Consider the following 23,364-nt stretch of genomic DNA (forward strand, 5'->3'; position numbering starts at 1 on the left):
TGTAAGAAATAGCTAAATAAAAATATCCTTCAGGGTAGGGTGAAATTCCCAATCGGCGGTGATGAAGTTAATTCAAAGTCCGTGAGCGTAAGCTGATTTGGTGCAAATCCAAAACCGACAGTTATAGTCTGGATGGGAGAAGGATAAAAGTATGTGCTTTTTAAATTCGCTTGAGTTTATAAGGTTTATTTGAGTACGCTTTGTTAACTACTTCCCATCGTCTAGTTGGGAAGTAGTTTTTGTTTTATTTGGCTAAAAAATTGAATAGAGTAGTTCTTCGGGGTAGGGTGAAATTCCCAATCGGCGGTGATGAAGCAATTCAAAGTCCGTGAGCGCAAGCTGATTTGGTGCAAATCCAAAACCGACAGTGACAGTCTGGATGGGAGAAGAACGACGAGATGATAGCCTATGGAAAAATTTTATATCCATGAGGTTTATTTGTTGACGTCTTATGTATATGCACTCCCAAACCCCTTAAATCTAAGGGGTTTTTTGTTTGAACAAAAATGATTAAATGAATGAAAGTAGGTGAAAAAATGTTTACAGGAATTGTTGAGGATATTGGCACCGTAAAAACCTTGCAAAGCGATCGACAAAGTATGAAAATTACTGTTATTTCAAAGAAAATGGTAGAGGATGTAAAGCTTGGGGACAGTATAGCGGTCAATGGTGTTTGTTTAACAGTGATCCATTTTACTGAACAAGAGCTAACGATGGATGTCATGCCTGAGACAGTGAGCGCAACAAATTTACAGCAGCTCGCAATTGGAGATCCGGTAAATTTGGAGCGTGCAATGTCAGCTAATGGTCGTTTCGGTGGTCATTTCGTATCCGGGCATGTAGACGGGGTAGGGAAAGTAGTGCGAAAGCGGCCGTTAGCAAATGCAGTCTATATTGATATCGAGCTATCAAAGGAGTTAACGAGCTTCTGTATTCCAAAGGGCTCCATCACAATTGATGGAACGAGCTTAACACTCTTCCACGTTGAGAATAATAGTGTCACAGTATCTTTAATACCCCACACATACAAAGAAACCATTTTAGGTAAGAAGAAGATTGGTGAGCTCGTCAATGTAGAAACCGATTTAGTTGGAAAATACATTTTGCATCAACTTAAGAGTGGACAGGAACCACCGACCATTACAAGGGATTTCTTAGCGCAAAACGGGTTTTAACTTCGCTCAGCAGAAAGAAGTTAAAGCCTTCAGCGGATGTCACGGAATCGGAAAGAAATATGCCGAGGCATTAATTGATTCAACATTTTCTAACAGGAGGTGGCAATAATGCTACATTCAATTGAAGAAGCAATCGAGGATTTAAAACAAGGTAAGATCATTATTGTCGTAGATGATGAGGACCGAGAAAACGAAGGGGATTTACTAGCACTTGCGGAATTTATGACTCCCGAAACCATTAACTTTATGGCGACTTATGGAAGAGGTCTTATTTGTACACCGATTTCTCAGCAACTTGCACAAAAATTAGCATTAAATCCTATGGTAAGTATGAATACAGACCATCATCAAACGGCATTTACCGTTAGTATAGATCATGTAAACACATCAACTGGAATCAGCGCCTTTGAACGGGCAATGACTATACAAAAAATGATAGAACCCCAAGCAAAAGCTGCAGATTTTCATAGACCAGGCCATGTATTTCCGTTAATAGCAAAGGACAATGGTGTATTAGAGCGTAGAGGACATACAGAAGCTACAATTGATTTGGCCAAGCTCTGTAATAGTATTCCTGCGGGCATTATATGCGAAATAATGGGCGACAATGGCAAAATGCTACGTTTTAACGACCTTGTTAAATATGCAGCACAACATCAATTAAAAATGATTTCAATTGAAGCATTAGTAACATATCGTCGTCAACAAATAATGGATGAAAACACAATAACAATATAAAAAAAGGCTGATCACCAAAAGGTATTAATACCTATACCATGTATATAGTTGATTTCCGTTCCGGCTGGGCGACTCGTAGGGATCAGTGTCACGGTGGAGCGAGCATCATAAGTAAAGCGCTCATCGGACACCTCCAGCGCCCAATCGGAAATCAATCAGCATATGGTGATGAGCCATAAAAAGGAGATAAGAAAAATGGGAAACACTTTTGAAGCACAATTAATTGGTACAGATTTAAAAATAGCGGTCGTAGTAGGTCGTTTCAATGAATTTATTACAAGCAAATTATTAGACGGTGCATTAGATGGTTTAAAACGTCATGGTGTGGATGAGAATGCTATCGATGTGGCATGGGTTCCAGGTGCATTTGAAGTTCCATTCATCGCGAAACAGTTAGCTGAAACAAAAAAATATGATGCAATTATTGGATTAGGTACAGTAATCCGTGGTTCAACAACACATTATGATTACGTATGTAATGAATCCGCAAAAGGTATTGCAAATGTGTCACTAACTACAAATGTACCTGTTATTTTTGGCATTGTTACTACAGAAAATATTGAACAAGCGATTGAGCGCGCGGGGACTAAATCAGGAAATAAAGGCTATGACGCGGCAATGTCTGCTATTGAAATGGCAAATTTAAAAAAGATGATTGGATAAATCGTAGATCATAGAAAATAATTCTGAGGAAGTATTTTGAATATTTTTTTAAACCATGGAGAAAATATCCTTAAGTGTATTTATGTTATTACTCATAAATGTACTAATTTGGAGCTGGCTCAGTAGGAGATGAGGGATATTTCTTCAATGGAACAGGAGTTAAATTTGAAATCTTTGAAGTCGCTATTTCAACGCTCTGCTGATGTGATATTTCAAGAGTATTTCTTTCAACAACATAAAGTACATTTGATAAAATGTGAAGCGATGATCGATGAGCGGTTACTGCAGACCGTGATAGTACAACGGGTACAATCATTATTTACGGAAGCATCGGATGAATTGTTAGAGGAACATATACAAACAAATTTACACATTCCTCATCTGCAGAGAATAACAAGTAAAAATGATGCCATGACAAGAGTCTATAAAGGACATGTTTTACTATATTTTGAACATCTGAATTTGTTGTATACAAGTTATATCGCTAAAAAACCAAATCGGGAGCCTAAAGAAACAACTCTTGAATTAGTTGTCAGAGGCCCTAGAGATGATTTTATTGAGGATGTTTTTATCAATATTGCTTTAATACGAAAACGAGTACCTACAAATTCATTAAGTGTTGAAACATACGAACTTGGTAAACGCTCCAAAACAACCGTAGCTGTACTTTATTTTGAAGATGTCGTCAATCAAAAGATGCTTGAGAAAATAAAATCACAGCTGCAACGAATTGATGCGGATATTGTATTTAGTGGGGATTTATTGATGGAAAGAATTGAACAGAGTGCTAAAATCCTTCCTAGACATGATTATACTGGACGCCCTGATTATGCTGTACAAGCTTTAAGTAGAGGGCGAGTGATTATCATAGTTGATGGTGTATCATACGCTGTTATTACACCTGCCAATACAATGTTACTCTTTAAATCCGGTGAGGATAACGAATATCCAATTATTGTAAGTTCAATGGAGCGTATACTCCGAATAATAGCGATCTTAATAAGTATACTTTTACCAGGTTTTTGGCTTGCACTTTCAACTTACCACCAAAATCAATTGCCATTCATTCTATTGGCAACAGTTGTTGAGTCTAGAACAGGCCTCCCATTTCCAACAATTCTTGAAACACTAATGATGCTTTTTATGTTTGAAATATTTCGAGAGGCAAATATACATTTACCCAATGTTATTAGTGGTTCCATAAGTGTTGTTGGGGGGTTGATAATAGGTGACGCTGCTATTAAAGCGGGTGTTACGAGCCCGTCCATGATTGTAGTTATAGCTACTTCAAGTATTGCTGCCTTTACACTTGGCAATCAATCTATTGTATCCGCAATGAGCATTCTCAGGGTAATTATTATTTTAGCATCGGCCTTTTTTGGGTTATTTGGATTCTTCGTTTCGGTGTTTTTCATCTTGCTTTATACTGCCAATATACGGGTTCTAGGTGTTCCATACTTAAATATGGGCGCAGATTTAAATTGGCAGGATATTAAAAAATCTTTAGTTCGCTTATCTCCTTCAGGGTATCGTATGCGACCAAAATTTTTAAATGTACAGGATGAAACAAAGACATCGAGTAAGAAAAAAATAAATACTTAGCATGAAGAGATCAGGTCTTTATAGGCCTGGTCTTTATATGTTCTATTTTCACTTGGAAGCTTTATGATGAATATAGAAAACTGACCACATTAGATCAAAAGAGAAACGAATATTGTTCTTCTTTTTAGTTTACCTTCTAGAGAAGGATCATTAAACTAATGGTTGCGACCTGTACATACGTCCCTCGAAGTAAAAAAATTGTTTTAAAATTTAATCAGTCCCTAACAGCCTATTCAACCTGGGAAATAAGAAGGAAATAGTCAAATAGTAAGTGCGAAAAATGTCGGTTTTTGATAGCCAAAACGCTCATGTAGTGATAAAATGAGAACCAATATTCTTATTTAGAGAGGCGAAGAATTCTGAATTCGTAGGTATTTTACTAATAAATCGGGGAGGTGCTTTTAAGTAGGGCGAGTAGATAGCCAATGCTGTTGAATAATCTTGCGACTTTAAAAGGCAGAGTAAATTACTACGCTAATGATGAAATTTAAATAATAGAATTGTTGGATATAAATGTTTCCCTAGTAGAAAGTATACTTTGAATAAGACAACTGTTATTTTTTTTATGCGAAAATTAAGCCCAAACTAAATTAAGGCGATATTTATTTTATAGATGAGGAAGTACCAGTTTGTATGAAAACACGAAAAATAAGACTAATTTTAATACTATCAACTCTCTTATTAGTATTGTTTACAAGTTTAAACATCTTTTCATCCTTTATAAAGATGAAAAAGACAGTAGAAGAGTCAATAGCCAACCAAAGTCTAGAAGCGGCTATTTCTATCGCATCGACTATTGATGTAGAGGCGTACAAACAATTTTTAGATAACCCTGTGGAAAACGATTATTATTGGCAATTAAGAAATTACTTAAATGATGCAAGATTAAAAATAGGTGCCTTATTTGTTTATACATTAGAGATTGATAATCCAAAGGTATCCAAAGCAATGATTATGGGTTTACCACCTGAATCTAAAGGCTTTTATATTGGAATGGACTGTACAGTACCCGAGATGCAAGTGCAAAGAGCTTATAATGGAGAAACATTTATAACAGATGTAATACAAGATTCTATATATGGCTCCTACTTAACTGTTGGTGCACCTATTAAGGATGAAACAGGGAAAGCTATTGCATACCTAGGTATTGATATTAGTGCAGACACATTAAATGGCATCAAGGGAAAAGTGATCGAAGACAATCTTTATGTCTTTATTTTTAATGGTGTACTTATTTTAATCGTTATCGGCTCTGTTTTCTTCTTACAGAGATGGTATCAAAAAGAAGTAGCGAAGGAAGTTGGAGCAACAGAAGATACATATCAAGCAGAAATTAAAACTTTAATCACATCCGTGTCCTCTTTAAGACATGATTTTACAAATCACATACAAGTATTGCATGGATTTCTGCAATTAGATAGACCTGATCAGGCCAAGCAATATTTATCTTCACTATCCAAAGAGGTTCAGACAATTAAGTCTCTCAAATTAAATATTGATCATCCTGGCTTGGCGATATTATTACAAACGAAAAAACTAACTGCACAAAATCATAATATTGATATGGATTTCACTGTCTCGCAGGATACATTTAATAAAATTAAAACAACGGATTTAATCAAAATCTTGTCGAATTTAATAGATAATGCGATTGATGCGACAAATGAATTACCGGAAGAGCAACGAAAAATTACAATTGGCTGTAAAGCCGATGATAAGCAATATGAATTTAAGGTTACAAATACCGGACCAAATATTAAAGAAGCAGGGCAAATATTCAAGCAAGGATTTTCTACAAAGAAACCAGGAAATGGTAAAATAAGAGGGCAGGGCTTGTTTATTGTGAATGAAATTGTTAATAAGTACGACGGTCAAATTTCTATTGATTCATCAAAACATTTAGAGACAACTGCAACAGTAATCATTCCAATAAAGTAAATTTCTAAACTTCCTACAGAAAATTGTAGGAAGTTTTATTTTTGATTGAAAAACAATGCTACTTACGTTGTTGCTTCGCTATAGCACAAAAACGCCTGTGGCTAAAGTTTTTTTCACTATAAATAAAGTTTTTTATGCGAAAAGCTGCTTTGACTTTCACTTTCACATTTTTTGAGCTATTCATTTCATATATTACTAATAATCGAAATGGTATTCTATAGGGAGGGGGTTGAAATATTTGGATAAATCAATCCTTGATTTATTGAAAAAGGGTGGATTCATCTTGTATGCTAGGCATGGTCAAGCAACGGTTGGGGTAGACCAGCCAAATTTAAATTTCCAAGATTGTGTTACTCAAAGAAATTTGTCTGAATTCGGGCGGAGAGAGGCAATTTACTTTGGACAGCTGCTTCGCTATTTTCAAGTTCCGATCCATTCACCGATTGTCGCAAGTCCTTTTTGTCGTACAATCGAAACAGCACAGCTAGCATTTCCGTATGCCTATATCCGAATTGATCCAATAGGGTATGAGATTTATAAATTGGGTGGGCATATCTCTAGCATTGAAAAAACAAATATATTATCAAACCTTCAATCGGTGTTAGAAAGAAAGCCGCCGCAGGGGCTGAATCAAGTGATCATTGCCCATAGCTTTCCCGAAGATGTTGGATTAGGGAATATTGCGAATATGGGAATGGTTATTGTCGAGCCCAAAGGTCCTGGAAATGGTTATGAAATAATAAAAAAATTAACTTTAGAAGATCTATCTTTTTTAGGGAATAGCACAAATTAAACTTCTTTCAGTATGGATGTCGCGGAATGGGTGTTCTTCATTGTAGGCCTAAATACACACAAAGCTGATTCCGCGTACAATTATTTCGAGGCATAATTGATGATAAAGGGATGGGAGAAAAACATGGAAATAAAAACAGTATCACAGTGCACTTTAGAAGAAACTTTAAAAACTTGGAATAAAGGCTTTGAGGGGTATTTTGTACAAATAGAAATGAATGAAGAGATGTTTTTAAATCGACTCGTTGGAGAAGGACTATCGCCAGAGCTTTCAATCGTCGCATTTGAACATAATAATCCCGTAGGTATTGTATTAAACGGCATTAGACAAATTGATGGTAAGAAAACTTCTTGGAATGGAGGAACAGGTATCTCTCCAGACTATCGTGGTAAAGGTATTTCTCGTGCTTTAATGGAAGAAACTATCGCTATTTATGAAAGAGAGAATGTGGAGATTGCAACGCTTGAAGCTATTAAAGAGAATAAAGTTGCTATTGCGTTGTATGAGAAATACGGATATACAATCACAAATCAATTGCTATTTTTAAGTGGCGAATTTGCACCAAAAATAGAGGAGCAAAACGCCATTCATGTGGAAACCATTCGGCCAGAGCAGCTTCCGTATTTAACCTTTTATCAGGAAGATGTTCCTTGGCAATGTAGCTGGCAAAGTAATAAACAAGGAGAAGCTAAAGTATTTTTCAACATGAATAATGAGGCGATTGGCTATATGTTATATAGAATTGTATTCGATACGGATGGCGCGATCGACCACATAGTGCTGTATCAATTAGAGTTATTGGAGAAAGGCACTGTAGACTATATTCCACACTTTATCGCAAGCATTACAAATCACAAAGTAAAACTAGCAACGGTTAACTTTCCATTAAGTAATCCAGCCACGAGTTATTTGATGGAACATGGGCTTGTAGTAAAGACAGAGCAAGTGCAAATGAAGAAGACGATGGCTTAAAAGTTGCGAGGTGTTATGGAAAAGTTGAAATAGTAAGCGCCTGTTGTTTCAAATCGTTTTAAAAAGAAGGTGTTTTAATTATGAGGAAGACAGTACTCATATGTAATTTACTAATATTCATTTTGGTAGGTTGTACACCAGCTATAAATACGAATCCGACAGCGAAATCAATTCTTAAAGAACATTCTCAGGCAGATATTCTTCAATATAATAATTTGATTTATATAAATGCTACAAGCTTGGAATCGATGAAAGAAATAGAATATATTAAGTGTAAGAAAATCGGAGAAATTATTAAAACTACAAACTCCTCTAAAAATTTTCAAGATTTTTATGCTACTCAACTGGAAAGCGGAACAGAAATTTACTCTACAAATGATAATAATATTTATACAATCATTGCGGACACAAATGGGCAACAAATACTGTATATGGCTTTGCTTGAAGGCTAGTTAGGTAAAAAAGGGCCTTGTTGTGTCTCGTTTTTTATCAATACTGAAGAAAAAGCAAGTCTCCGTTTAAAAGAGACTTGCTTTTTTGATTCCATTTACCGGAAAGTGATAAACAAAACTAATATTATATTAATAAAATTGAATCATAAGTGCTTTTTTTAACCAAACTAATGAAAAAGATAAGAAAGGTGATGACATGCAGCAAAACCAATATAATGCAGGGGATATCGTCTACATTTTTTATCGTAACCCACATTTTCAAGATATAGCAAATATACAAGAAGCGGCAATAGTCAACAATCCTGATCATCCACATGAGCTGGCACTATTTTTTGGGGAGAAGTATTATCCGTTAACGAACGATATACTAATATATACAAGCGAAATGGGTGCAGAGCAAGCGTATCATCAGTATTTCCATTGATGAAGGATGAAAAAATAAACATCCTTATGAGAGAAAACAAATAACAAGTTTTCTCTCTAAATTTTATTTCATAACTAACTGTTTTATATTCCCATTAGATAATATCCTCGACCAAAAAAATATTTAATAACTTAAGGTCATCTATCATCAAACCTGTTTCCTCTAACACTTCTCTTTTTACGGTATCTTCTAATCTTTCTCCTAATTCCATCAAGCCCCTAAAAGTCTTTTCTAATCGAATCAATGTAACTGTCCTTGTTTTAACTATACAAAGACAGGATATAAGCTGATAGCCATTTAAACATTGTCTGTATAATCGCAATCTTGATGGTAACGCTAAGCAAAGATAGTATTTTAAAAGGGGGAGAAACGATATGTACTCATTTCAACCGGATTGTTGGTCGGAGCATGAAGAGCTTAAGGTTGTTATGCTCTGTGCACCTACAAATTTGGATGTAACAGATCTAACAATAGCTGAAAATGTAGGATGGAGTGCTACTGTCAATCATGAAAAAGCAATGGAGAATTTCATGGAATTTAAGACAGCGTTAGAAAATGCAGGTGTTAAGGTGATTGACTATTCGAAAGAGCTACCAAATGATATGAAAACAGTAAGTGAGCAACTAATTAATAGGTTCTTCGTTCGTGATCTAGCCTGTGTTATAGGAAATAGTTTGTTTCTTGGAGAGGCGGGAAGCTCACTAAGGCGTCCAGAGTATCCACATGCTCACGCACTATTAGAAAAGTGGTTTCCAGAAAAATTAAATAAGCAACCTTCTACTGCTTTAGAATGTGGAGACGTGATGATTCTAAATAAGGATGCTGTGCTGATTAATATTGGCATGAGAACTACTTTAGAGGCTGTGAAAAGTATGAAGGATCGTATTTTCCAAAAGGGATTTTCGGAAATTGGGATTATTGATTTGCCTAGACGCGCCGATACACTTCATTTAGATATGAATTGTAATGTTGCGAACGCAAATCTAGTAATAGCCAAAAACTTTATGCGTTATTTTCCTGTACAAGTGTTCACAGCTCAAACCAGTCGTTTTGAAATGACCGAGCAATTTTTAAATCATCATGGCTTTGACGTTTACTGGCTTGAAAAATATAATACAATCCCTGATATCAATTTTATCAATCTCAATCCCGAAACACTGTTGATTAGTAAGCAATCAACGAAGCAGCAATGGACGAAGCATCCACTATTGAAAAAGAAGAAGTTAATAAAAGTTGACGTATCAGAGCTTGAAAAAGGCGGCGGTGGCATTCGTTGCATGACATTGCCGTTGTTAAGAAAGTAAATAAAAAGGCAGGAGGGTTGATCAAAATGACAGCTAAAACAAGTAAAGGAAGGTTGTCTTGGTGGCAGCTTTCGCTTCTCGGTATAGGTTGTACACTTGGAACAGGATTTTTTCTTGGGACAAGTATGGCGATTCACAAAAGTGGTCCTGCTGTAGTGATTCCTTTTTTGTTAGCGGCAATTGCTACGTATATTGTTTATGATGCTCTTGTTAAGATGTCAGTTGACAATCCTGATAAGGGATCATTCCGTACTTATGCAAAGCAAGCTTTTGGAAATTGGGCAGGATTTAGTAATGGCTGGATTTACTTGATTTCTGAGATGCTCATTATGGGCAGCCAATTGACAGCACTTGGTATTTTTACGAGGCTTTGGTTTCCTGCACTGCCATTATGGGTTGCTGCATCTATTTATGCTGCGCTTGGATTAGCTGTTATTCTTATGGGGATGAAGGGCTTTGAAAACTTTCAAAATATTTTTGGGGCGTTAAAGGCAGCAGCAGTTGTGATGTTTATTGTCGTAGCGGTTGTATTAATAATAAAAGGATTTAAAACGGAAACAACTACACTAGATGCACTATACGCAAACTATGAAGAATTTTTCTCACAAGGTGTGAAAGGAATATGGCTTGGACTATTATATGCCTTTTATGCATTTGGCGGAATTGAAGTTATGGGTTTAATGGTCATTGATTTAAAAGACCCTAAAGAAGCACCGAAAGCTGGAAAGGTGATGCTTATTGCTATAACTGTCATTTTTATCATCGCTATTATGCTAGCTTTGGCGCTTGTTTCTTGGAAGGATTTTAATATTAAGGAAAGCCCATTTATTACAGCTCTAAATGATTATCACATACCTTTTTTTGCGGACATTTTTAATGGCGTGTTAATTATTGCAGGTTTTTCAACAATGGTAGCCTCTTTGTACGCGGTCGTAACGATTCTCATTACACTCGCAGAGGATCATGATGCCCCAGCCTCTCTAGCGAAAAAAGGGAAAATGAAGATTCCATTTCCTGCATTTCTCTTTTTAGCGAGTGGTTTAACTATAACGATTGTTATAGGCTTCCTTATGCCAGAAAAAATTTTTGAATATTTGGTTACAGCTGCTGGTTTAATGCTAATTTATAATTGGCTCTTTATATTAGTAACGTATATGAAGCTAATGAAACTGTCGAAGTGGGAGCATGTGAAGAATGCAATGGGGATGTTGCTCATTATGGTGACGGTGTCTGGGACGTTAGGAGAAAAAACAAGCAGACTCGGTTTTTTCGTGAGCCTGCTTTTTATTATCATCATCGGAATTGCTACTTGGATTGTCATGAAAAGGCAAAAACACAGTAAACATGTTTAATGTTGTTTATTGTTCTGTGGGAAGTGCAGAGAATATTGCATACGTAAAAAAGGACATTTCGATGGGCTACTTTGATCATCACTTAAAAAATACTGCTTCCATTCATAACTACCTTCTTGCCCGTACCATTTTAAATCAGTATGAGCTGGAATAGCATCGAATTCGTTAATGCGTTGACGAATAAGCTTCTTTAATTTTCGACCAAAGACAGTAGAATCGTTCATTTCTTCAAATATCCAGCGTGGCTGAAATGCCATTAATAACGTAGAAAAATTACGACTCTTACGTAATTTATGTGCGGGCGTTGCACAAGAAACAAAATAAGGCTGACCGTTAAAGCAAAATTCCCATTCATTATGCGATGGGTCGGTTGGGATATCCTTTGGCCAATCAATTTCATCAAATATAGTTAAGTTGTTTAAAACTGTCCAAAATAAATTTCTATAATCCTCAACATTAAAGTTTTTATGCATATCCTTAGGGGTTTTGAAGAAAATGGTATGTGTTGTATATTTACCAAACGTTTTAGCACACTTATCGTATTCCTTTAAGCATCGTGCTAACGTCTTGATCGATTGCTCCTCTCGTGGATCTCCGATAAAACTATAGCGAAGCTCGTTCGATAAAAAACCCATTCTAGCTGGAATGCAGGGAAACGTATTTGCTTCATCCGCAACCATGGCAGCGAAGTCGGTATATGCTGACTGTTGCCATAATGGAAGTGTTTCAAAATGTTCTTCTATCCACTTCTTGTCTAACACTGCTACTTCCACTTATGTCTCCTCCTTCTATACATCTTTATAGTATTAAAAAAAGTACAGATGAGTGACGAATGTATGGCATTTACATTTTCTAAATAGCGAGTATAAGGGTTACTTTAAATAGGATCATTACCATAACGTGTGGTTGATTTCCGTTCCTCTATATCGCCAATCCCCAAGGAGTCGCCCAGCCTCCACTCCAATCAACTTATATGCATGACGTACGTTTTAGCAACATGTCATCCCTAAATTCCGATGTTGGATCAATTTATTAGAAATCATTTATATGGCTTGTACCCATGGCGTGTGGTTGATTTGCGTTCCGGCTGGGCGCTTTGCCGCTGACGCTTCGCTTTCGCGCAGATAAAACATTTGTAGCTGACGCTTCGCTTTCGCTACAGAAAACATTTGTTGCTGTCGCTACGCTTTCGCACAGAGCAGAGCTTCCTGGGGGCGTCGGGGCAACATGTGTTTTTTGCGCGAAAGCGTAGTGTTAACGCAGCGGCAGCAGCAGGATGTTGGTCACGAAGGCGTTATCACAGGACGTGATGCTCTTAGCCTTCGTTCCCCTAACGCTGATCCCCGAGGAGTCGCCCAGCCTCCACTCCAATCAACTTATATGCATGATATACGTTTTATTCAAAGCTAGCTTCTTAGGAGAGAAATACCCAGGTGTGGAACGTTTTCTTTGTCAATTTAATAGATAGTGAAAGACCTGCAATACTTGTCTTGTAGAAAAGCATGGTGGTGCTTTTTATAATTTCAGATTAAAGACCTTTTCATCAAGAATGTTTAATGCATGATGAATGTCCTCTAAATCATTATTAGATGCATGTTGGATAAGCTGTAGAAAGCGATCTTCTATGCTGTCGAATGCTTCCTCCATTATTTTTTCTCCATCCTCCGTAAGGCAAACATAATGCTTTCTTCGATCCTCAGTATCGCTAATTTTTTTAATAAACTTTCTATCCTGTAATTTCCGTAATTCACGGCTTGTATTAGGTAATGACATATGCAGACAATCACTAATTTCAGTAGGTGTAACTGACTGGCTTACTTTTATATATTCTAAAATTTTATATTGTACAGGTGTAATATTATCGATTTTAACGTTTTGAGTTAGTTCGTGCGTTACTTGGTGTACCGCTGCTGTAAATGCTACGAACTGATTAAATAATTCTTTTTTGTCCAAATAAGTTCACCTCTTTACTGACAAGATAACAAAAAACTTATCTTAAAACAATTATCATTTGACAACCAAAAATAGATAGATTACCATTTTGTTATCAAATGATAAGTAATGGAGGATTTATGATGAATACATTAATTATTTATACATATCCCAATCATAAAAGTTTGAATTATGCTTTTTTACAGGAGGCTATTAAGGGCTGTCATGACAATCCTTCCGTAAAGGAGGTTCAAGTTTTAGATTTATACGAGGAACAATTTAACCCAATTTTAGTATTTCATGAGCATAAACGCCGTCGTGATATGTTTCGTGATCCAAAGCTTGAGAAATATCGAGAACAAATTAAGTGGGCTGATAAAATCGTTTTTGTTTATCCGATATGGTGGGGAAGACCACCAGCGATGCTTCTAGGGTATATTGATCAATTGTTTGCGGCTAATTTTGCTTATAAAGATAAAAAGGGGCTATTTCCTGAGGGACTTTTAAAAGGAAAATCAGTGGTGTGCATTTCGACAATGAAGGGGCCAACAAAATATCCACTGTTATGGCTGAATAATGCGCATAAAATATTAATGAAAAGAGCGTTATTCAATTTTGTTGGCATTAAACAAGTGAAGTTTTTTGAATTTGGCAATATGGAAAGCAAGAAGGGGAAACAAGGCAAAAAACTTGAAAAAGTTTATCAATATTTTAGAAAAGTAGCTTACTAGTTCATCTGCCTAATCAGACTCGTGCAGACGAAGATTGAATCTCCTAAGCGTTTGCATGAGTCTCATTGATTTCTAACGGCAGTGTTACAAAAAATGTTGTAAATTCAGCAAGCTTGCTTTCAACAGTAATGGTTCCGTTATGCATATCGATGATTTTCTTGACAATTGATAGTCCTAAGCCACTTCCGCCATTCTCAGCAGTCCTCGATTGGTCAGCCTTATAAAATCGTTCGAATACATGCTTTTGTTGTTCGGTTGTTAAACCGATACCATTATCACAAATGGTAATAGTGATTGAATCTATTTGTTTTGTCATTGATATTGTAATGGTGCCAGCAACTGGCGTGAATTTTATACTGTTGCTTAGTAAATTCATCCATACTTGATTCATTAAATCTTCATCAGCCATTAGCGAAATGTTTTCTAATTGTAGATCCATGTCGATGTTTTTAGCTAGCCAATTTGCTTCAAGTGTAAGTACGACATTACGTAATTGCTTATCGAGTCGGTAATGCCTTGGCTCGAATGGGTGATGTTGTGATTCTAATGACGTTAGCTTTAGTAAATTGTCACTAATTTTTGATAGTCGATTACTTTCCATCTCAATGATTGCTAAATAATGCTGTCGCTTATCCTCAGGGAGGTCAATGTTTTTCAATGCTTTAGCAAAGCCATTAATAGATGTTAGAGGCGACTGAATTTCATGAGATACATTTGAGATAAATTCTTGACGCATTCTTTCTATTTCGCCTAATTCGACCGCCATATGGTTGATGCCATGTATTAATTGACCAAATTGATCTTCGTCATCAGTTTTAAGATCTAACTTGACAGTAAAATCACCTTTAGCAATTCGGCTTAATGCATCTACAATTGTATTCCAATAGTTCCGTTGTCTTTTTGATCCTATTAAAAATGTGATGATGACTGAGCAAGCAAAGAGAACAAAAACACCGACTACGGTCCATAATTGAAGCCAGAATCCTTGTGGGTATTTACCTAACCAATCATAAAGCCAAGACGTTATGTGGTAGGAGATTAAAGCAAAGACGATGCTAATGATAAGAAGAAGTATTAAAGTTAAAAAAAGCTTTAAAAAATTTTTTAGTCTTCTCATGAAACAAGTTCCAATCGATAGCCTAGGCCGCGAATTGTGCGAATAGAAAATCCGCTCGTTTCTTGAGGGAAACGTTGACGAAGTCTTTTAATGTGAACATCGACTGTACGTTCATCACCTTCATAGTCGTATCCCCAAATCTCTTCGATTAGCTGTTCTCGTGAAAAAGTTTTTCCGGCATAGCTTGCTAACGTAAATAACAGTTCAAATTCCTTTAAACGAAGTGTTAAAGATACGCCGTTATACAAGACTTCATGGGTATTACGATTTAACTTAATATTGCCAGCTTCTACAAGTTGAGATAGGGAAATATGATATCTTTTAAGGATTGATTTCACACGGACGATCAGCTCTGCAGGCTCAAATGGTTTAACAAGATAATCATCTGTTCCAAGATGAAAACCCTTTACCTTTTGCGAGGTCTCTCCTTTTGCGGTTAACATTAAAATTGGTAGATTATCATTAAATGAACGTATTTCTTCGCATAATTCCCAGCCATCCATATTGGGCATCATGATATCCATTATTACCATATCCACCTTATCAGAATCCAATTTGGACAGTGCATCCACACCATCCATAGCTTCAATTACCTCTAAACCTTCATTTTGTAAAAATACCTTAACTAATTCTCGAATATGCGCATCATCATCTACGACTAATAGTTTTGTCATCCTAACAAACCCCTTCATTATTCCTCTTTAATACGTAATTGTTGCTTGGCAAACTCTCGATACATGTCATGAGTCTCAAATAGAGTCTCATGTGTGCCACTACCGGTAATATGTCCTTTCTCTACAAAAAGTATTTGATCCGCATCTACTACTGTTGAAAGGCGGTGTGCAATTACTAGAGTGGTTCTACCTTGCATTAAATTATCTAATGCTTTTTGAACATAGATTTCCGATTTACTATCTAGACTTGATGTTGCTTCATCTAGCATTAATATTTGAGGGTCACGTAAAAGTGCTCTGGCGATAGAGATTCGTTGTCGTTGACCGCCGGAAAGCTTAATGCCTCGTTCTCCTACCTCTGTGTCAAATTGCTCGGGTAATTCATTGATAAAGTGATCGGCATAGGCCATTTTGGCAACTCTCTCAAGCTCTTCATGCTGCACATCTCTATTAATACCATAGCAAATATTTTCTCGAATCGTACCTGACAGCAGTGCACTCTCCTGCGCAACATAGCCGATTTGACTCCTCCATGAATGCAAGGAGTAGGTGTTGATAGGGGTTTCTCCAAGTGTAATACTGCCATTAGTAGGCTGATAATATCTTTCTAACAGAGAAAACGTTGTTGTTTTTCCTCCGCCACTAGGTCCAACGATGGCCGTCACTTGACCTGGTTCAATGGTAAAATTGATATTCGATAAAATCGGCTCTTCTTCATAAGCGAAATCAACATTTTTTACATAAATCGGCTGATTCACTTTTTCTAATGTGTTTCCTTCAAAAATATTTTCCTCTTCATGTTCAAGTAATGCACTAATTCGCTCTGTAGCACCCATTGCTTTTTGAAGCTGTGTAAAGAACATTGTTAATTGGGTCATCGGCATGATGATTTGGATTAAATATAAAATAAATGCCACCATGTCGCCAGCTGTAAGCTCTCCAGAAGAAACTCGTACACCACCATAACCAATAATGGCCACAAGGACTGACATTAAGACAAACGAAATGAGTGGTGAAATCAGAGCATGGATTTTAGCTTCTTTTAAGCCAAACGTAAAGAGATTTGTAATTCCTTTCATGCCACGTTTATATTCTATATTTTCGGCATTTGAAGCTTTTACTAATCGTGTCTCAGGTAAAACTTGATTTAGCACGGACGTAAATTTTGCTGTCTCATCTTGCATTCCTTTTGAAATAACAAACATGCGTCTTCCTAACAACATTAAAATAATCATAGCAAGCGGAACAGCAATCAGCATGACTAAGGTCATTTTCCAGTCTAAAATTAATAGAATAATGATTGACCCAATAATAGAAATAACACCAGATAAACAGTTTGCAAGGTGTTCCGTAATAAGCTCCTTGACAACGGCTGTGTCATTCGTAACACGACTTAATGTTTCACCTGTATCGTTTTCATCATAATAAGGTATTGGTAAATGAAGTAGCTTTCTCCATAGCTGATCTCGTAATCTCGCGACAACATGATGTCCGACACGATTTAAATAATAAATAGAAAGGCCACTTGCAATTGCCTGCGCGATAAAAGCAATACCTAATAAAATAATTTGCCAATAATCAAGTGATTCTAATGAAAAGCCATCGACTAATTTTTTTGTAAATAACGGTACGATAAAGCCTACGCCCGTAGTTGCTAAACTCATAATTAAGGCAATAATTAAAAGCCACATCGGCGGTTCAGCCTGTTTAACTAAGCGAACAAAGCGTCGCCAATCTTTCAATTTAGTAGTATCTTTTTGTGTTTCCTGCAACGTAAAAATCTCCCTTCATTTTCGTCAACAATATAATATGAATCTTAATGTACCATTACTATAGCATGTCATTATGAACTGAATATGAAATGGGCAAGTGATGATGATTATGATAGAGATGTAATCCTAATAGTATGATCTATTCAAATTTTTCAATATAAGTTCCTTTTTTTTGGAGAATTATCATATAATGTTATAAACCGACAGTCGGTCTATTGGGAGGGGTAGTTCATACTAATTATGGTGACTAAATGGAGAGGTGCTACACATGGATTTAAATCATTTATTGAAGGAATTGCAATTTATGCAGCAAAGACAATGTTTTCAGTTGTCAATAAAGTTCAAATAAAAGGAGATGAATACCGTAATGACCTACTTTTTACGATACAAAAAATAATTTAATGTCTTAGTCATTACAAATCTACATATTAAATAGGGTTTAAAAAGGAAGGGGTTTAATGAAATGGAAACACAGATTAAAAGAAAAGGTTTTTCAAAAGATTTTAACCTTATGGTGATTGGGCAAATTATTTCTATTTTAGGGTCTGCACTTTTAAGGTTCGCCTTATCACTTTATGTACTAGATATTACAGGGCGTGCAGATCTTTTTGCAGTACTATTTGCGATATCGAGTGTCCCTATTTTGCTTGCGCCGCTTGGGGGAGCGATTGCTGACAGGTTTAATCGACGCAACTTAATGGTGATTTTCGATTTTACGAGTAGCATCATTGTTTTTATTTTCTTTGCAATGCTAGCATTTGGTAATAGTTCTGTATTTCTTATTGGTGTTGTGATGGTGCTACTTTCTTTTGTTAGTGCTATGTATGCACCGACAGTGATGGCCAGTATTCCAGTTCTTGTGGAAGAAGAGAAGCTTGAGCAAGCCAATGGTATTGTAAATGGTATTCAATCATTGTCTAGTGTAGCTGCTCCCGTATTAGGAGGAATTCTGTACGGGTTGATTGGCTTAAAAGTCCTTGTTGTATTGAGTGGTGTGTTCTTTTTTCTTTCAGCCATATTAGAGATGTTTATTCATATACCCTTTATGCAACGAGAGCAGAGCGAGCATATTATTCCGACACTTGTCAATGATTTAAAAGAGGGGTTTAGTTATGTAGTCAAGCAATCTTTTATATTCAAATGTATGGTTTTAGCGGCATTACTAAATTTATTATTAACACCTTTATTTGTCGTGGGTGTCCCGATTATTCTCCGTGTTACTATGCAAAGTAGCGATACACTATATGGGGTAGGGATGGGGTTAATCGATTTTGCCACAATCTTAGGTGCTTTATCAATGGGGTATATGGCGAAAAAAGTGGGGATTAATAATTTATATTTTTGGGTTTTTATCACTGCCTTATTGATTGTTCCAATGGCTCTAGCGGTTACGCCTTTCATGCTTAATATAGGTTACTATCCTTCATATACTTTATTTGTTGGTAGCGCACTCATTATTGCTATGATTCTTACCGTTATTTCAATATATGTTATTACACTAGTACAAAAAGAAACCCCTAATGAAAACTTAGGAAAGGTTATGGCTATTATCATTGCCGTTTCACAATGTATGGCACCAATTGGGCAAATACTGTATGGCGTATTATTTGAAGCATTTAGTGTTAAAGTCTACGTTCCTATTTTAATAATTAGTATTGCTATGGTAGTGATGGCCATAGCAACAAAGAGAATTTTACGATTTGAAAAGAGCGAGGAAACAAATTGATTCACTTAGAAATACAATACAAATAAATAAGAATCTCAATTTATTAGTCCCTTAATGCTCCTTACAAGGGGCTTTTTTTGTGACTAAATCATTCAGTTTACTACATAAAATGGAAAAAATACTTGACCTTCAAGTTAGTTGAAGGTTTACATTGGGTTAAGAGAGGTGTGATGATTTGAAAAAATATATGACCATTCAAGAATTCTCTGAAAGAACAGGTATAGCCAAAAGCACATTACGCTTTTATGAAACCAAAAATTTACTGTTACCGGAGGGAAGAAGTTCAAATGGCTATCGAGTGTATGCGGATAGTCAAATTGCAACAGTAAAGTTAATATCCACTTTGCGATTAGCAGATATATCTATTCATGAAATTCAAAATTATTTACTCGAGCAGGATGAAACGACTCGTCAGGAAATGATGAAAACGTGGATTCAAAATATGAAGCAAAAGCGAGATTTGTTGGATATTAGCTTACGCTATTTAGAAAGTAACTCTATACGTGATGATATTTATTTGATTGATAAAAATAATGAAAAAATTATTTGGTATACAGCTGAATCTATAACGGGTAAATTTGGAGCACACTTTGAAAAAAGAGCAAACGAATTAAAACAATTAAATATTAGCATTAAAAGTTATTATTTAAACTATTTATCAGGTCAAGATGTTATCAAAGCTCAAATTGGCTTTGGAGTTCCAGCAAATACAAAATTAAATGATATCGCTGGCAGTGATTTTATTGAACATATGCCTTCTTGTATATGTCTGGCATTACCGTTTAAAGAACAAATGTCAACGATCAAGGAAGGGTACATAAAATTACTTCAATATGCGCTTCAACATAAATGGGTACCGATACGCTCCATTCTTGAGTGGTATCGAGGTGATGACTTTACTCAATTAGATTTATTATTGCCTGTTATACAAATTGAGTAGTGGTGGAAAGAAAGATTAGGGACGGTGCAATATGAAACGATTCATTCAATTTAGTATAAAAAATGCTTTAACCATGTTATTAGTGGTACCTCTTATTATTGTGGGGGGAATTTATTCATTACAAACTTTACATATTGAAAAATATCCGAATATCGATATTCCATATTTAACAGTAGTTATTCCATATCAAGGGGCCTCACCCGAACAAGCGATGAATGATATTGGGGAGCAAATGGAAAGAGAGTTTATGAAACTCGAAGGGAGTAAAAATGTTTATACAAACGGTGTTGCTAATGCCGTCTATTCAACGATTGAATTTGACATGACAACGGATATGAAGGAAGCAGAGCAGCTCGCGAGGAGAAGTGTAGATAAATTACAGTTGCCTAAATTTGCAGGGGAACCGAGGTATGAATTAACTAAACCTGGTGGAAATCCGATTGTTTTCTCACTAGGTATATATGCTACAGATAAAATTGACGAAGTTCAAACCTTTGTAAAGAATACTATAATTCCACAACTTACTGTAATAGAAGGTATAAGTGATATAGAAATCGATGGAACAACGGAAAAGTATATCTATATTCGCCTTCTGCCTCAAAAATTGATGGCAAAAGGAATTACATTAGATGATGTTCGAGAAACTATTTTGGCTAATAATCTATCAATGCCGACTGGGGACATCTCCATTTCAGATGAAGTATTGCCAGTGCGAATAAATAGTGAGCTAAAATCAATTGAGGAAATAAAAGAAATAAAGGTTTTTTCTAAAGAAATAAGTTCGCAAAACATTACAAGCACGAATCTAGGCAATATAGCTGAAGTTTCATATGAAAGTGACTACACAAACAATTTGACACGCATAAACGGTAAACAGGGGATAAGTTTCAGCATTATTCCTGAAGGTGGTGCTAATGCAGTAGCAATCGTTGATCAAGTGAAAAAAGTAATAAATAATTTAGCTATCCCGGAAGATTATAAAGTCGAAGTCTTACGTGATCAATCCATAGAAATTAATCAATCGGTCCATTCTATGTTACGTGAAGTATTTTTAGGGGCAGTAATGACTATCATCATTACCTTATTATTTTTAAAAAATATTCGTTCGACAATTATTGCCGTCATCTCCATACCGGTCTCGATATTTGCATCATTTCTTTTGTTGAAGGCACTGGGATATACATTAAATATTATGACCCTTGCTGGTATCGCTGTAGCAGTTGGACGAGTTGTTGATGATTCAATAGTCGTCATTGAGAATATATTTAGAAGAGTAAGAGCTTCAAAAGAACGAAATGTAGAATTAATAGAGCAAGCTACAAGCGAAGTAGCATCTGCCATTACTTCCTCAACGATAACAACTGTTGCTGTTTTTTTACCACTTGCTTTTGTGCCAGGAATTGTAGGTAGTTTTTTTAAGCCACTTGCATGGACAATTGTTATTTCTTTGTTGATTTCATTAATTGTTGCTGTAACCATTGTGCCGATATTATCAAAGGTCTTTTTATTAAAAATTACTCCTAAAGAATCACATGAAAATAGACTTCAAATTTGGTATCGAAACAGTTTGACTTGGGTTTTACATCATCGTTTCATTACTTTAACTGTGGCATTACTAACTTTGATAGGTTCTATTTGCATTATTGTACCGAGACTTGGGACAACCTTCCTGCCACAAGAAAAAGTGAACGATTTCAAAATCGAAATGACAATGGCGAAAGGTACTTCTTTAAAGAAAACCGCTGATGTCGTAAGTAAAGTAGAAAATATTTTATTAGATCGAAAAGACATTAATCTTATCAATACAAATATTGACGATCAATCTGAAAGAGCGACCATTGCTTTCGTAGTCGATGATTCTGTAGGGAATTTGACCGACTATGTAAATGACATGCGAGTTCAATTAACAACGATAACTGAACCAGAGGAAATGACAGTTTCAAGTATTGGTGGAATTATAGAAGGGGCAGAAAGCAGATACACTCTCGTTGTCAATGGGGCAGATTTTGAAGATATTAAAAAAGCAAGTAAACAGATGACAACTGCTTTAAAAGAAGTACAAGGAATGGACGATGTGACAACATCTTTAGAAGGAGAAGTACCTGAAATCGTTTTTGATTTGGATGACCAAAAACTTGCTGAAAAAGGAATCACTCCAGCTATAGTTACACAAAGCCTTCGGACACTTATCAGTGGGGATGTAATAACGACCATGAGAGTTGAAGAGGAAACGAGAGAAGTAAACCTAGGATTGAAAATAGATGAGGTTACATCTCTTGAAGATTTAGGGCAGCTCCAAATCAGTAATGCAATGGGAATGCCAGTCTTTCTTCATGAATTAGGAGAGTTGAAGAAGGTTAATCATACGACTTCAATTACTCATTTAAATGGCAATGAATATGTCATGGTGTATGGAACTATTACTGATGAAAAAGTAGGAGATGTGACTGCTCAAGCAGATAAAATCATTCATCATTTACAGCTTCCAGAAAGTATTAGCTACTATAAGGAAGGTGTATCCGCATCGATGGATGATGGTTTTAAAGAGTTGTCGATTGCCATAGCAATTAGTGTTTTTTTAGTTTATTTGGTTATGGTTTTTACCTTCAAGGAAGGAAAAGCACCGTTTGTTATCTTGTTTGCTATTCCATTTTCTATTATTGGTGCATTGATTGGACTTTATATGATGAAGGAACCAATCGGTATGCCAGCGATGATCGGTTTACTCATGTTAAATGGAATTGTTGTAACGAATGCTATTGTTTTAGTTGATAAGGTGAAGCAATTTGAAAGATGTGGTATGACCAAGCAAAAAGCTTTAATTGAAGCAGGGGTTATACGTATTCGTCCAATTTTGATGACGGCTATTGCAACAATGGGTGCATTAATCCCAATGGCTATTTCGAATGAAACTGGGATGATATCAAAGTCTCTTTCTGTTGTAGTGATAGGTGGACTATCTACATCTACTTTTTTAACATTATTTATCGTACCTATTCTTTATAGTCTTTTTAAAAAGAATGAAAAAAGCATATAAGAGGCTGGCACAAAACTGAATA

Annotated in this window: 21 protein-coding genes, 2 pseudogenes and 2 riboswitches; of the genes and pseudogenes, 17 read left to right on the forward strand and 6 right to left on the reverse strand. The window is 35.9% G+C overall.

The window, feature by feature from the left end:
* The first annotated feature begins 21 nt into the window (after positions 1-21).
* Positions 22-148, forward strand: a riboswitch (FMN riboswitch).
* Between the two features lie 121 nt (positions 149-269).
* A riboswitch (FMN riboswitch) is annotated at positions 270-395 on the forward strand.
* A gap of 141 nt (positions 396-536) precedes the next feature.
* The 9 genes and pseudogenes from ribE (at position 537) to MWJ95_RS01375 (ending at position 8,757) form a co-directional block, all read left to right on the forward strand.
* The gene (gene ribE, locus MWJ95_RS01335) at positions 537-1,175 is read left to right on the forward strand and encodes a riboflavin synthase (RefSeq protein ID WP_249103784.1); all 639 of its coding nucleotides are present in this window, start codon (positions 537-539) and stop codon (positions 1,173-1,175) included.
* A 108-nt stretch (positions 1,176-1,283) separates the two neighbouring features.
* Positions 1,284-1,877: pseudogene (ribB, locus tag MWJ95_RS01340) on the forward strand (3,4-dihydroxy-2-butanone-4-phosphate synthase); the annotation flags it as partial.
* Positions 1,878-2,108: 231 nt separating this feature from the next.
* Complete coding sequence (ribH, locus tag MWJ95_RS01345; RefSeq protein WP_249071619.1) at positions 2,109-2,576, forward strand: 6,7-dimethyl-8-ribityllumazine synthase; 468 nt, start codon at positions 2,109-2,111, stop codon at positions 2,574-2,576.
* Between the two features lie 147 nt (positions 2,577-2,723).
* Positions 2,724-4,178 carry a spore germination protein gene (locus tag MWJ95_RS01350; RefSeq protein ID WP_249071621.1) on the forward strand — a complete coding sequence of 485 codons (1,455 nt, stop codon included), beginning with the start codon at positions 2,724-2,726 and terminating at the stop codon, positions 4,176-4,178.
* A gap of 633 nt (positions 4,179-4,811) precedes the next feature.
* A complete protein-coding gene (locus MWJ95_RS01355; protein ID WP_249071623.1) occupies positions 4,812-6,116 on the forward strand; it encodes a Spo0B domain-containing protein in 1,305 nt (434 codons plus the stop codon).
* A gap of 238 nt (positions 6,117-6,354) precedes the next feature.
* Positions 6,355-6,909 (forward strand): histidine phosphatase family protein, encoded by a 555-nt coding sequence (locus MWJ95_RS01360; protein WP_249071624.1) that lies wholly within the window; start codon positions 6,355-6,357, stop codon positions 6,907-6,909.
* A gap of 123 nt (positions 6,910-7,032) precedes the next feature.
* Positions 7,033-7,881, forward strand: coding sequence for a GNAT family N-acetyltransferase (locus MWJ95_RS01365; protein ID WP_249103787.1), 849 nt, complete (start codon positions 7,033-7,035; stop codon positions 7,879-7,881).
* 80 nt (positions 7,882-7,961) lie between these two features.
* Entirely contained in the window at positions 7,962-8,333 is a 372-nt protein-coding gene (locus tag MWJ95_RS01370; RefSeq protein ID WP_249103791.1) for a hypothetical protein, read from the forward strand.
* Between the two features lie 196 nt (positions 8,334-8,529).
* A complete protein-coding gene (locus MWJ95_RS01375; RefSeq protein WP_249103794.1) occupies positions 8,530-8,757 on the forward strand; it encodes a transcriptional regulator SplA domain-containing protein in 228 nt (75 codons plus the stop codon).
* Between the two features lie 115 nt (positions 8,758-8,872).
* Here MWJ95_RS01375 and MWJ95_RS01380 read toward each other — a convergent pair.
* Positions 8,873-8,974, reverse strand: a pseudogene (locus tag MWJ95_RS01380) (NUDIX domain-containing protein); the annotation flags it as partial.
* A 157-nt stretch (positions 8,975-9,131) separates the two neighbouring features.
* Between MWJ95_RS01380 and MWJ95_RS01385 the strand changes: the two are divergent.
* Complete coding sequence (locus tag MWJ95_RS01385; RefSeq protein ID WP_249103798.1) at positions 9,132-10,061, forward strand: arginine deiminase family protein; 930 nt, start codon at positions 9,132-9,134, stop codon at positions 10,059-10,061.
* Positions 10,062-10,087: 26 nt separating this feature from the next.
* On the forward strand, positions 10,088-11,413 hold the full coding sequence (locus tag MWJ95_RS01390) for an amino acid permease (RefSeq protein ID WP_249071633.1): 1,326 nt from the start codon (positions 10,088-10,090) through the stop codon (positions 11,411-11,413).
* On the opposite strand, the gene MWJ95_RS01395 is transcribed toward MWJ95_RS01390, so the two are convergent.
* Positions 11,410-12,186, reverse strand: coding sequence for a YqcI/YcgG family protein (locus MWJ95_RS01395; RefSeq protein ID WP_249071635.1), 777 nt, complete (start codon positions 12,184-12,186; stop codon positions 11,410-11,412). The two genes, MWJ95_RS01390 and MWJ95_RS01395, sit on opposite strands and share 4 nt — an antisense overlap.
* Before the next feature lie 454 nt (positions 12,187-12,640).
* Between MWJ95_RS01395 and MWJ95_RS01400 the strand changes: the two genes are divergently transcribed.
* Positions 12,641-12,823 (forward strand): hypothetical protein, encoded by a 183-nt coding sequence (locus MWJ95_RS01400; protein WP_249103802.1) that lies wholly within the window; start codon positions 12,641-12,643, stop codon positions 12,821-12,823.
* Positions 12,824-12,928: 105 nt separating this feature from the next.
* On the opposite strand, the gene MWJ95_RS01405 is transcribed toward MWJ95_RS01400, so the two are convergent.
* Positions 12,929-13,366: a MarR family winged helix-turn-helix transcriptional regulator gene (locus MWJ95_RS01405; RefSeq protein WP_249071637.1), complete on the reverse strand. Its 438-nt coding sequence runs from the start codon at positions 13,364-13,366 to the stop codon at positions 12,929-12,931.
* A gap of 122 nt (positions 13,367-13,488) precedes the next feature.
* On the opposite strand from MWJ95_RS01405, the gene MWJ95_RS01410 reads away from it, so the two are divergent.
* Positions 13,489-14,076 (forward strand): NAD(P)H-dependent oxidoreductase, encoded by a 588-nt coding sequence (locus MWJ95_RS01410; protein ID WP_249071639.1) that lies wholly within the window; start codon positions 13,489-13,491, stop codon positions 14,074-14,076.
* A gap of 43 nt (positions 14,077-14,119) precedes the next feature.
* Here the strand turns inward: MWJ95_RS01410 and MWJ95_RS01415 are convergent, their stop codons facing one another.
* Genes MWJ95_RS01415 through MWJ95_RS01425 form a run of 3 tightly spaced genes read right to left on the reverse strand, consistent with a single transcriptional unit; the run spans position 14,120 to position 17,639 of the window.
* Positions 14,120-15,193 carry a HAMP domain-containing sensor histidine kinase gene (locus MWJ95_RS01415; RefSeq protein ID WP_249103804.1) on the reverse strand — a complete coding sequence of 358 codons (1,074 nt, stop codon included), beginning with the start codon at positions 15,191-15,193 and terminating at the stop codon, positions 14,120-14,122.
* A complete protein-coding gene (locus MWJ95_RS01420; protein WP_249071643.1) occupies positions 15,190-15,867 on the reverse strand; it encodes a response regulator transcription factor in 678 nt (225 codons plus the stop codon). The genes MWJ95_RS01415 and MWJ95_RS01420 overlap by 4 nt, the downstream gene beginning before the upstream one ends.
* A gap of 17 nt (positions 15,868-15,884) precedes the next feature.
* Positions 15,885-17,639: an ABC transporter ATP-binding protein gene (locus MWJ95_RS01425; RefSeq protein WP_249103807.1), complete on the reverse strand. Its 1,755-nt coding sequence runs from the start codon at positions 17,637-17,639 to the stop codon at positions 15,885-15,887.
* Between the two features lie 240 nt (positions 17,640-17,879).
* On the opposite strand from MWJ95_RS01425, the gene MWJ95_RS01430 reads away from it, so the two are divergent.
* The 4 genes from MWJ95_RS01430 (at position 17,880) to MWJ95_RS01445 (ending at position 23,342) form a co-directional block, all read left to right on the forward strand.
* Positions 17,880-18,041 (forward strand): hypothetical protein, encoded by a 162-nt coding sequence (locus tag MWJ95_RS01430; protein ID WP_249103809.1) that lies wholly within the window; start codon positions 17,880-17,882, stop codon positions 18,039-18,041.
* A gap of 61 nt (positions 18,042-18,102) precedes the next feature.
* Positions 18,103-19,365 carry an MFS transporter gene (locus MWJ95_RS01435; RefSeq protein WP_249103812.1) on the forward strand — a complete coding sequence of 421 codons (1,263 nt, stop codon included), beginning with the start codon at positions 18,103-18,105 and terminating at the stop codon, positions 19,363-19,365.
* A 175-nt stretch (positions 19,366-19,540) separates the two neighbouring features.
* Entirely contained in the window at positions 19,541-20,305 is a 765-nt protein-coding gene (locus tag MWJ95_RS01440) for a MerR family transcriptional regulator (RefSeq protein ID WP_249103816.1), read from the forward strand.
* Positions 20,306-20,336: 31 nt separating this feature from the next.
* Entirely contained in the window at positions 20,337-23,342 is a 3,006-nt protein-coding gene (locus MWJ95_RS01445) for an efflux RND transporter permease subunit (RefSeq protein WP_249103819.1), read from the forward strand.
* Positions 23,343-23,364 lie beyond the last annotated feature (22 nt).

This window comes from Lysinibacillus sp. Bpr_S20 (genome assembly GCF_023337835.1).
Classification (GTDB): domain Bacteria; phylum Bacillota; class Bacilli; order Bacillales_A; family Planococcaceae; genus Lysinibacillus.

Bases quoted from the DNA above. Each gene is read 5' to 3' on its own strand.
- ribE (WP_249103784.1), top strand. From the start codon at position 537: ATGTTTACAGGAATTGTTGAGGATATTGGCACCGTAAAAACCTTGCAA.
- ribH (WP_249071619.1), top strand. From the start codon at position 2,109: ATGGGAAACACTTTTGAAGCACAATTAATTGGTACAGATTTAAAAATA.
- MWJ95_RS01350 (WP_249071621.1), top strand. From the start codon at position 2,724: ATGGAACAGGAGTTAAATTTGAAATCTTTGAAGTCGCTATTTCAACGC.
- MWJ95_RS01355 (WP_249071623.1), top strand. From the start codon at position 4,812: ATGAAAACACGAAAAATAAGACTAATTTTAATACTATCAACTCTCTTA.
- MWJ95_RS01365 (WP_249103787.1), top strand. From the start codon at position 7,033: ATGGAAATAAAAACAGTATCACAGTGCACTTTAGAAGAAACTTTAAAA.
- MWJ95_RS01370 (WP_249103791.1), top strand. From the start codon at position 7,962: ATGAGGAAGACAGTACTCATATGTAATTTACTAATATTCATTTTGGTA.
- MWJ95_RS01375 (WP_249103794.1), top strand. From the start codon at position 8,530: ATGCAGCAAAACCAATATAATGCAGGGGATATCGTCTACATTTTTTAT.
- MWJ95_RS01385 (WP_249103798.1), top strand. From the start codon at position 9,132: ATGTACTCATTTCAACCGGATTGTTGGTCGGAGCATGAAGAGCTTAAG.
- MWJ95_RS01390 (WP_249071633.1), top strand. From the start codon at position 10,088: ATGACAGCTAAAACAAGTAAAGGAAGGTTGTCTTGGTGGCAGCTTTCG.
- MWJ95_RS01400 (WP_249103802.1), top strand. From the start codon at position 12,641: ATGTGTTTTTTGCGCGAAAGCGTAGTGTTAACGCAGCGGCAGCAGCAG.
- MWJ95_RS01410 (WP_249071639.1), top strand. From the start codon at position 13,489: ATGAATACATTAATTATTTATACATATCCCAATCATAAAAGTTTGAAT.
- MWJ95_RS01415 (WP_249103804.1), bottom strand. From the start codon at position 15,193: ATGAGAAGACTAAAAAATTTTTTAAAGCTTTTTTTAACTTTAATACTT.
- MWJ95_RS01420 (WP_249071643.1), bottom strand. From the start codon at position 15,867: ATGACAAAACTATTAGTCGTAGATGATGATGCGCATATTCGAGAATTA.
- MWJ95_RS01430 (WP_249103809.1), top strand. From the start codon at position 17,880: ATGGTGACTAAATGGAGAGGTGCTACACATGGATTTAAATCATTTATT.
- MWJ95_RS01435 (WP_249103812.1), top strand. From the start codon at position 18,103: ATGGAAACACAGATTAAAAGAAAAGGTTTTTCAAAAGATTTTAACCTT.
- MWJ95_RS01445 (WP_249103819.1), top strand. From the start codon at position 20,337: ATGAAACGATTCATTCAATTTAGTATAAAAAATGCTTTAACCATGTTA.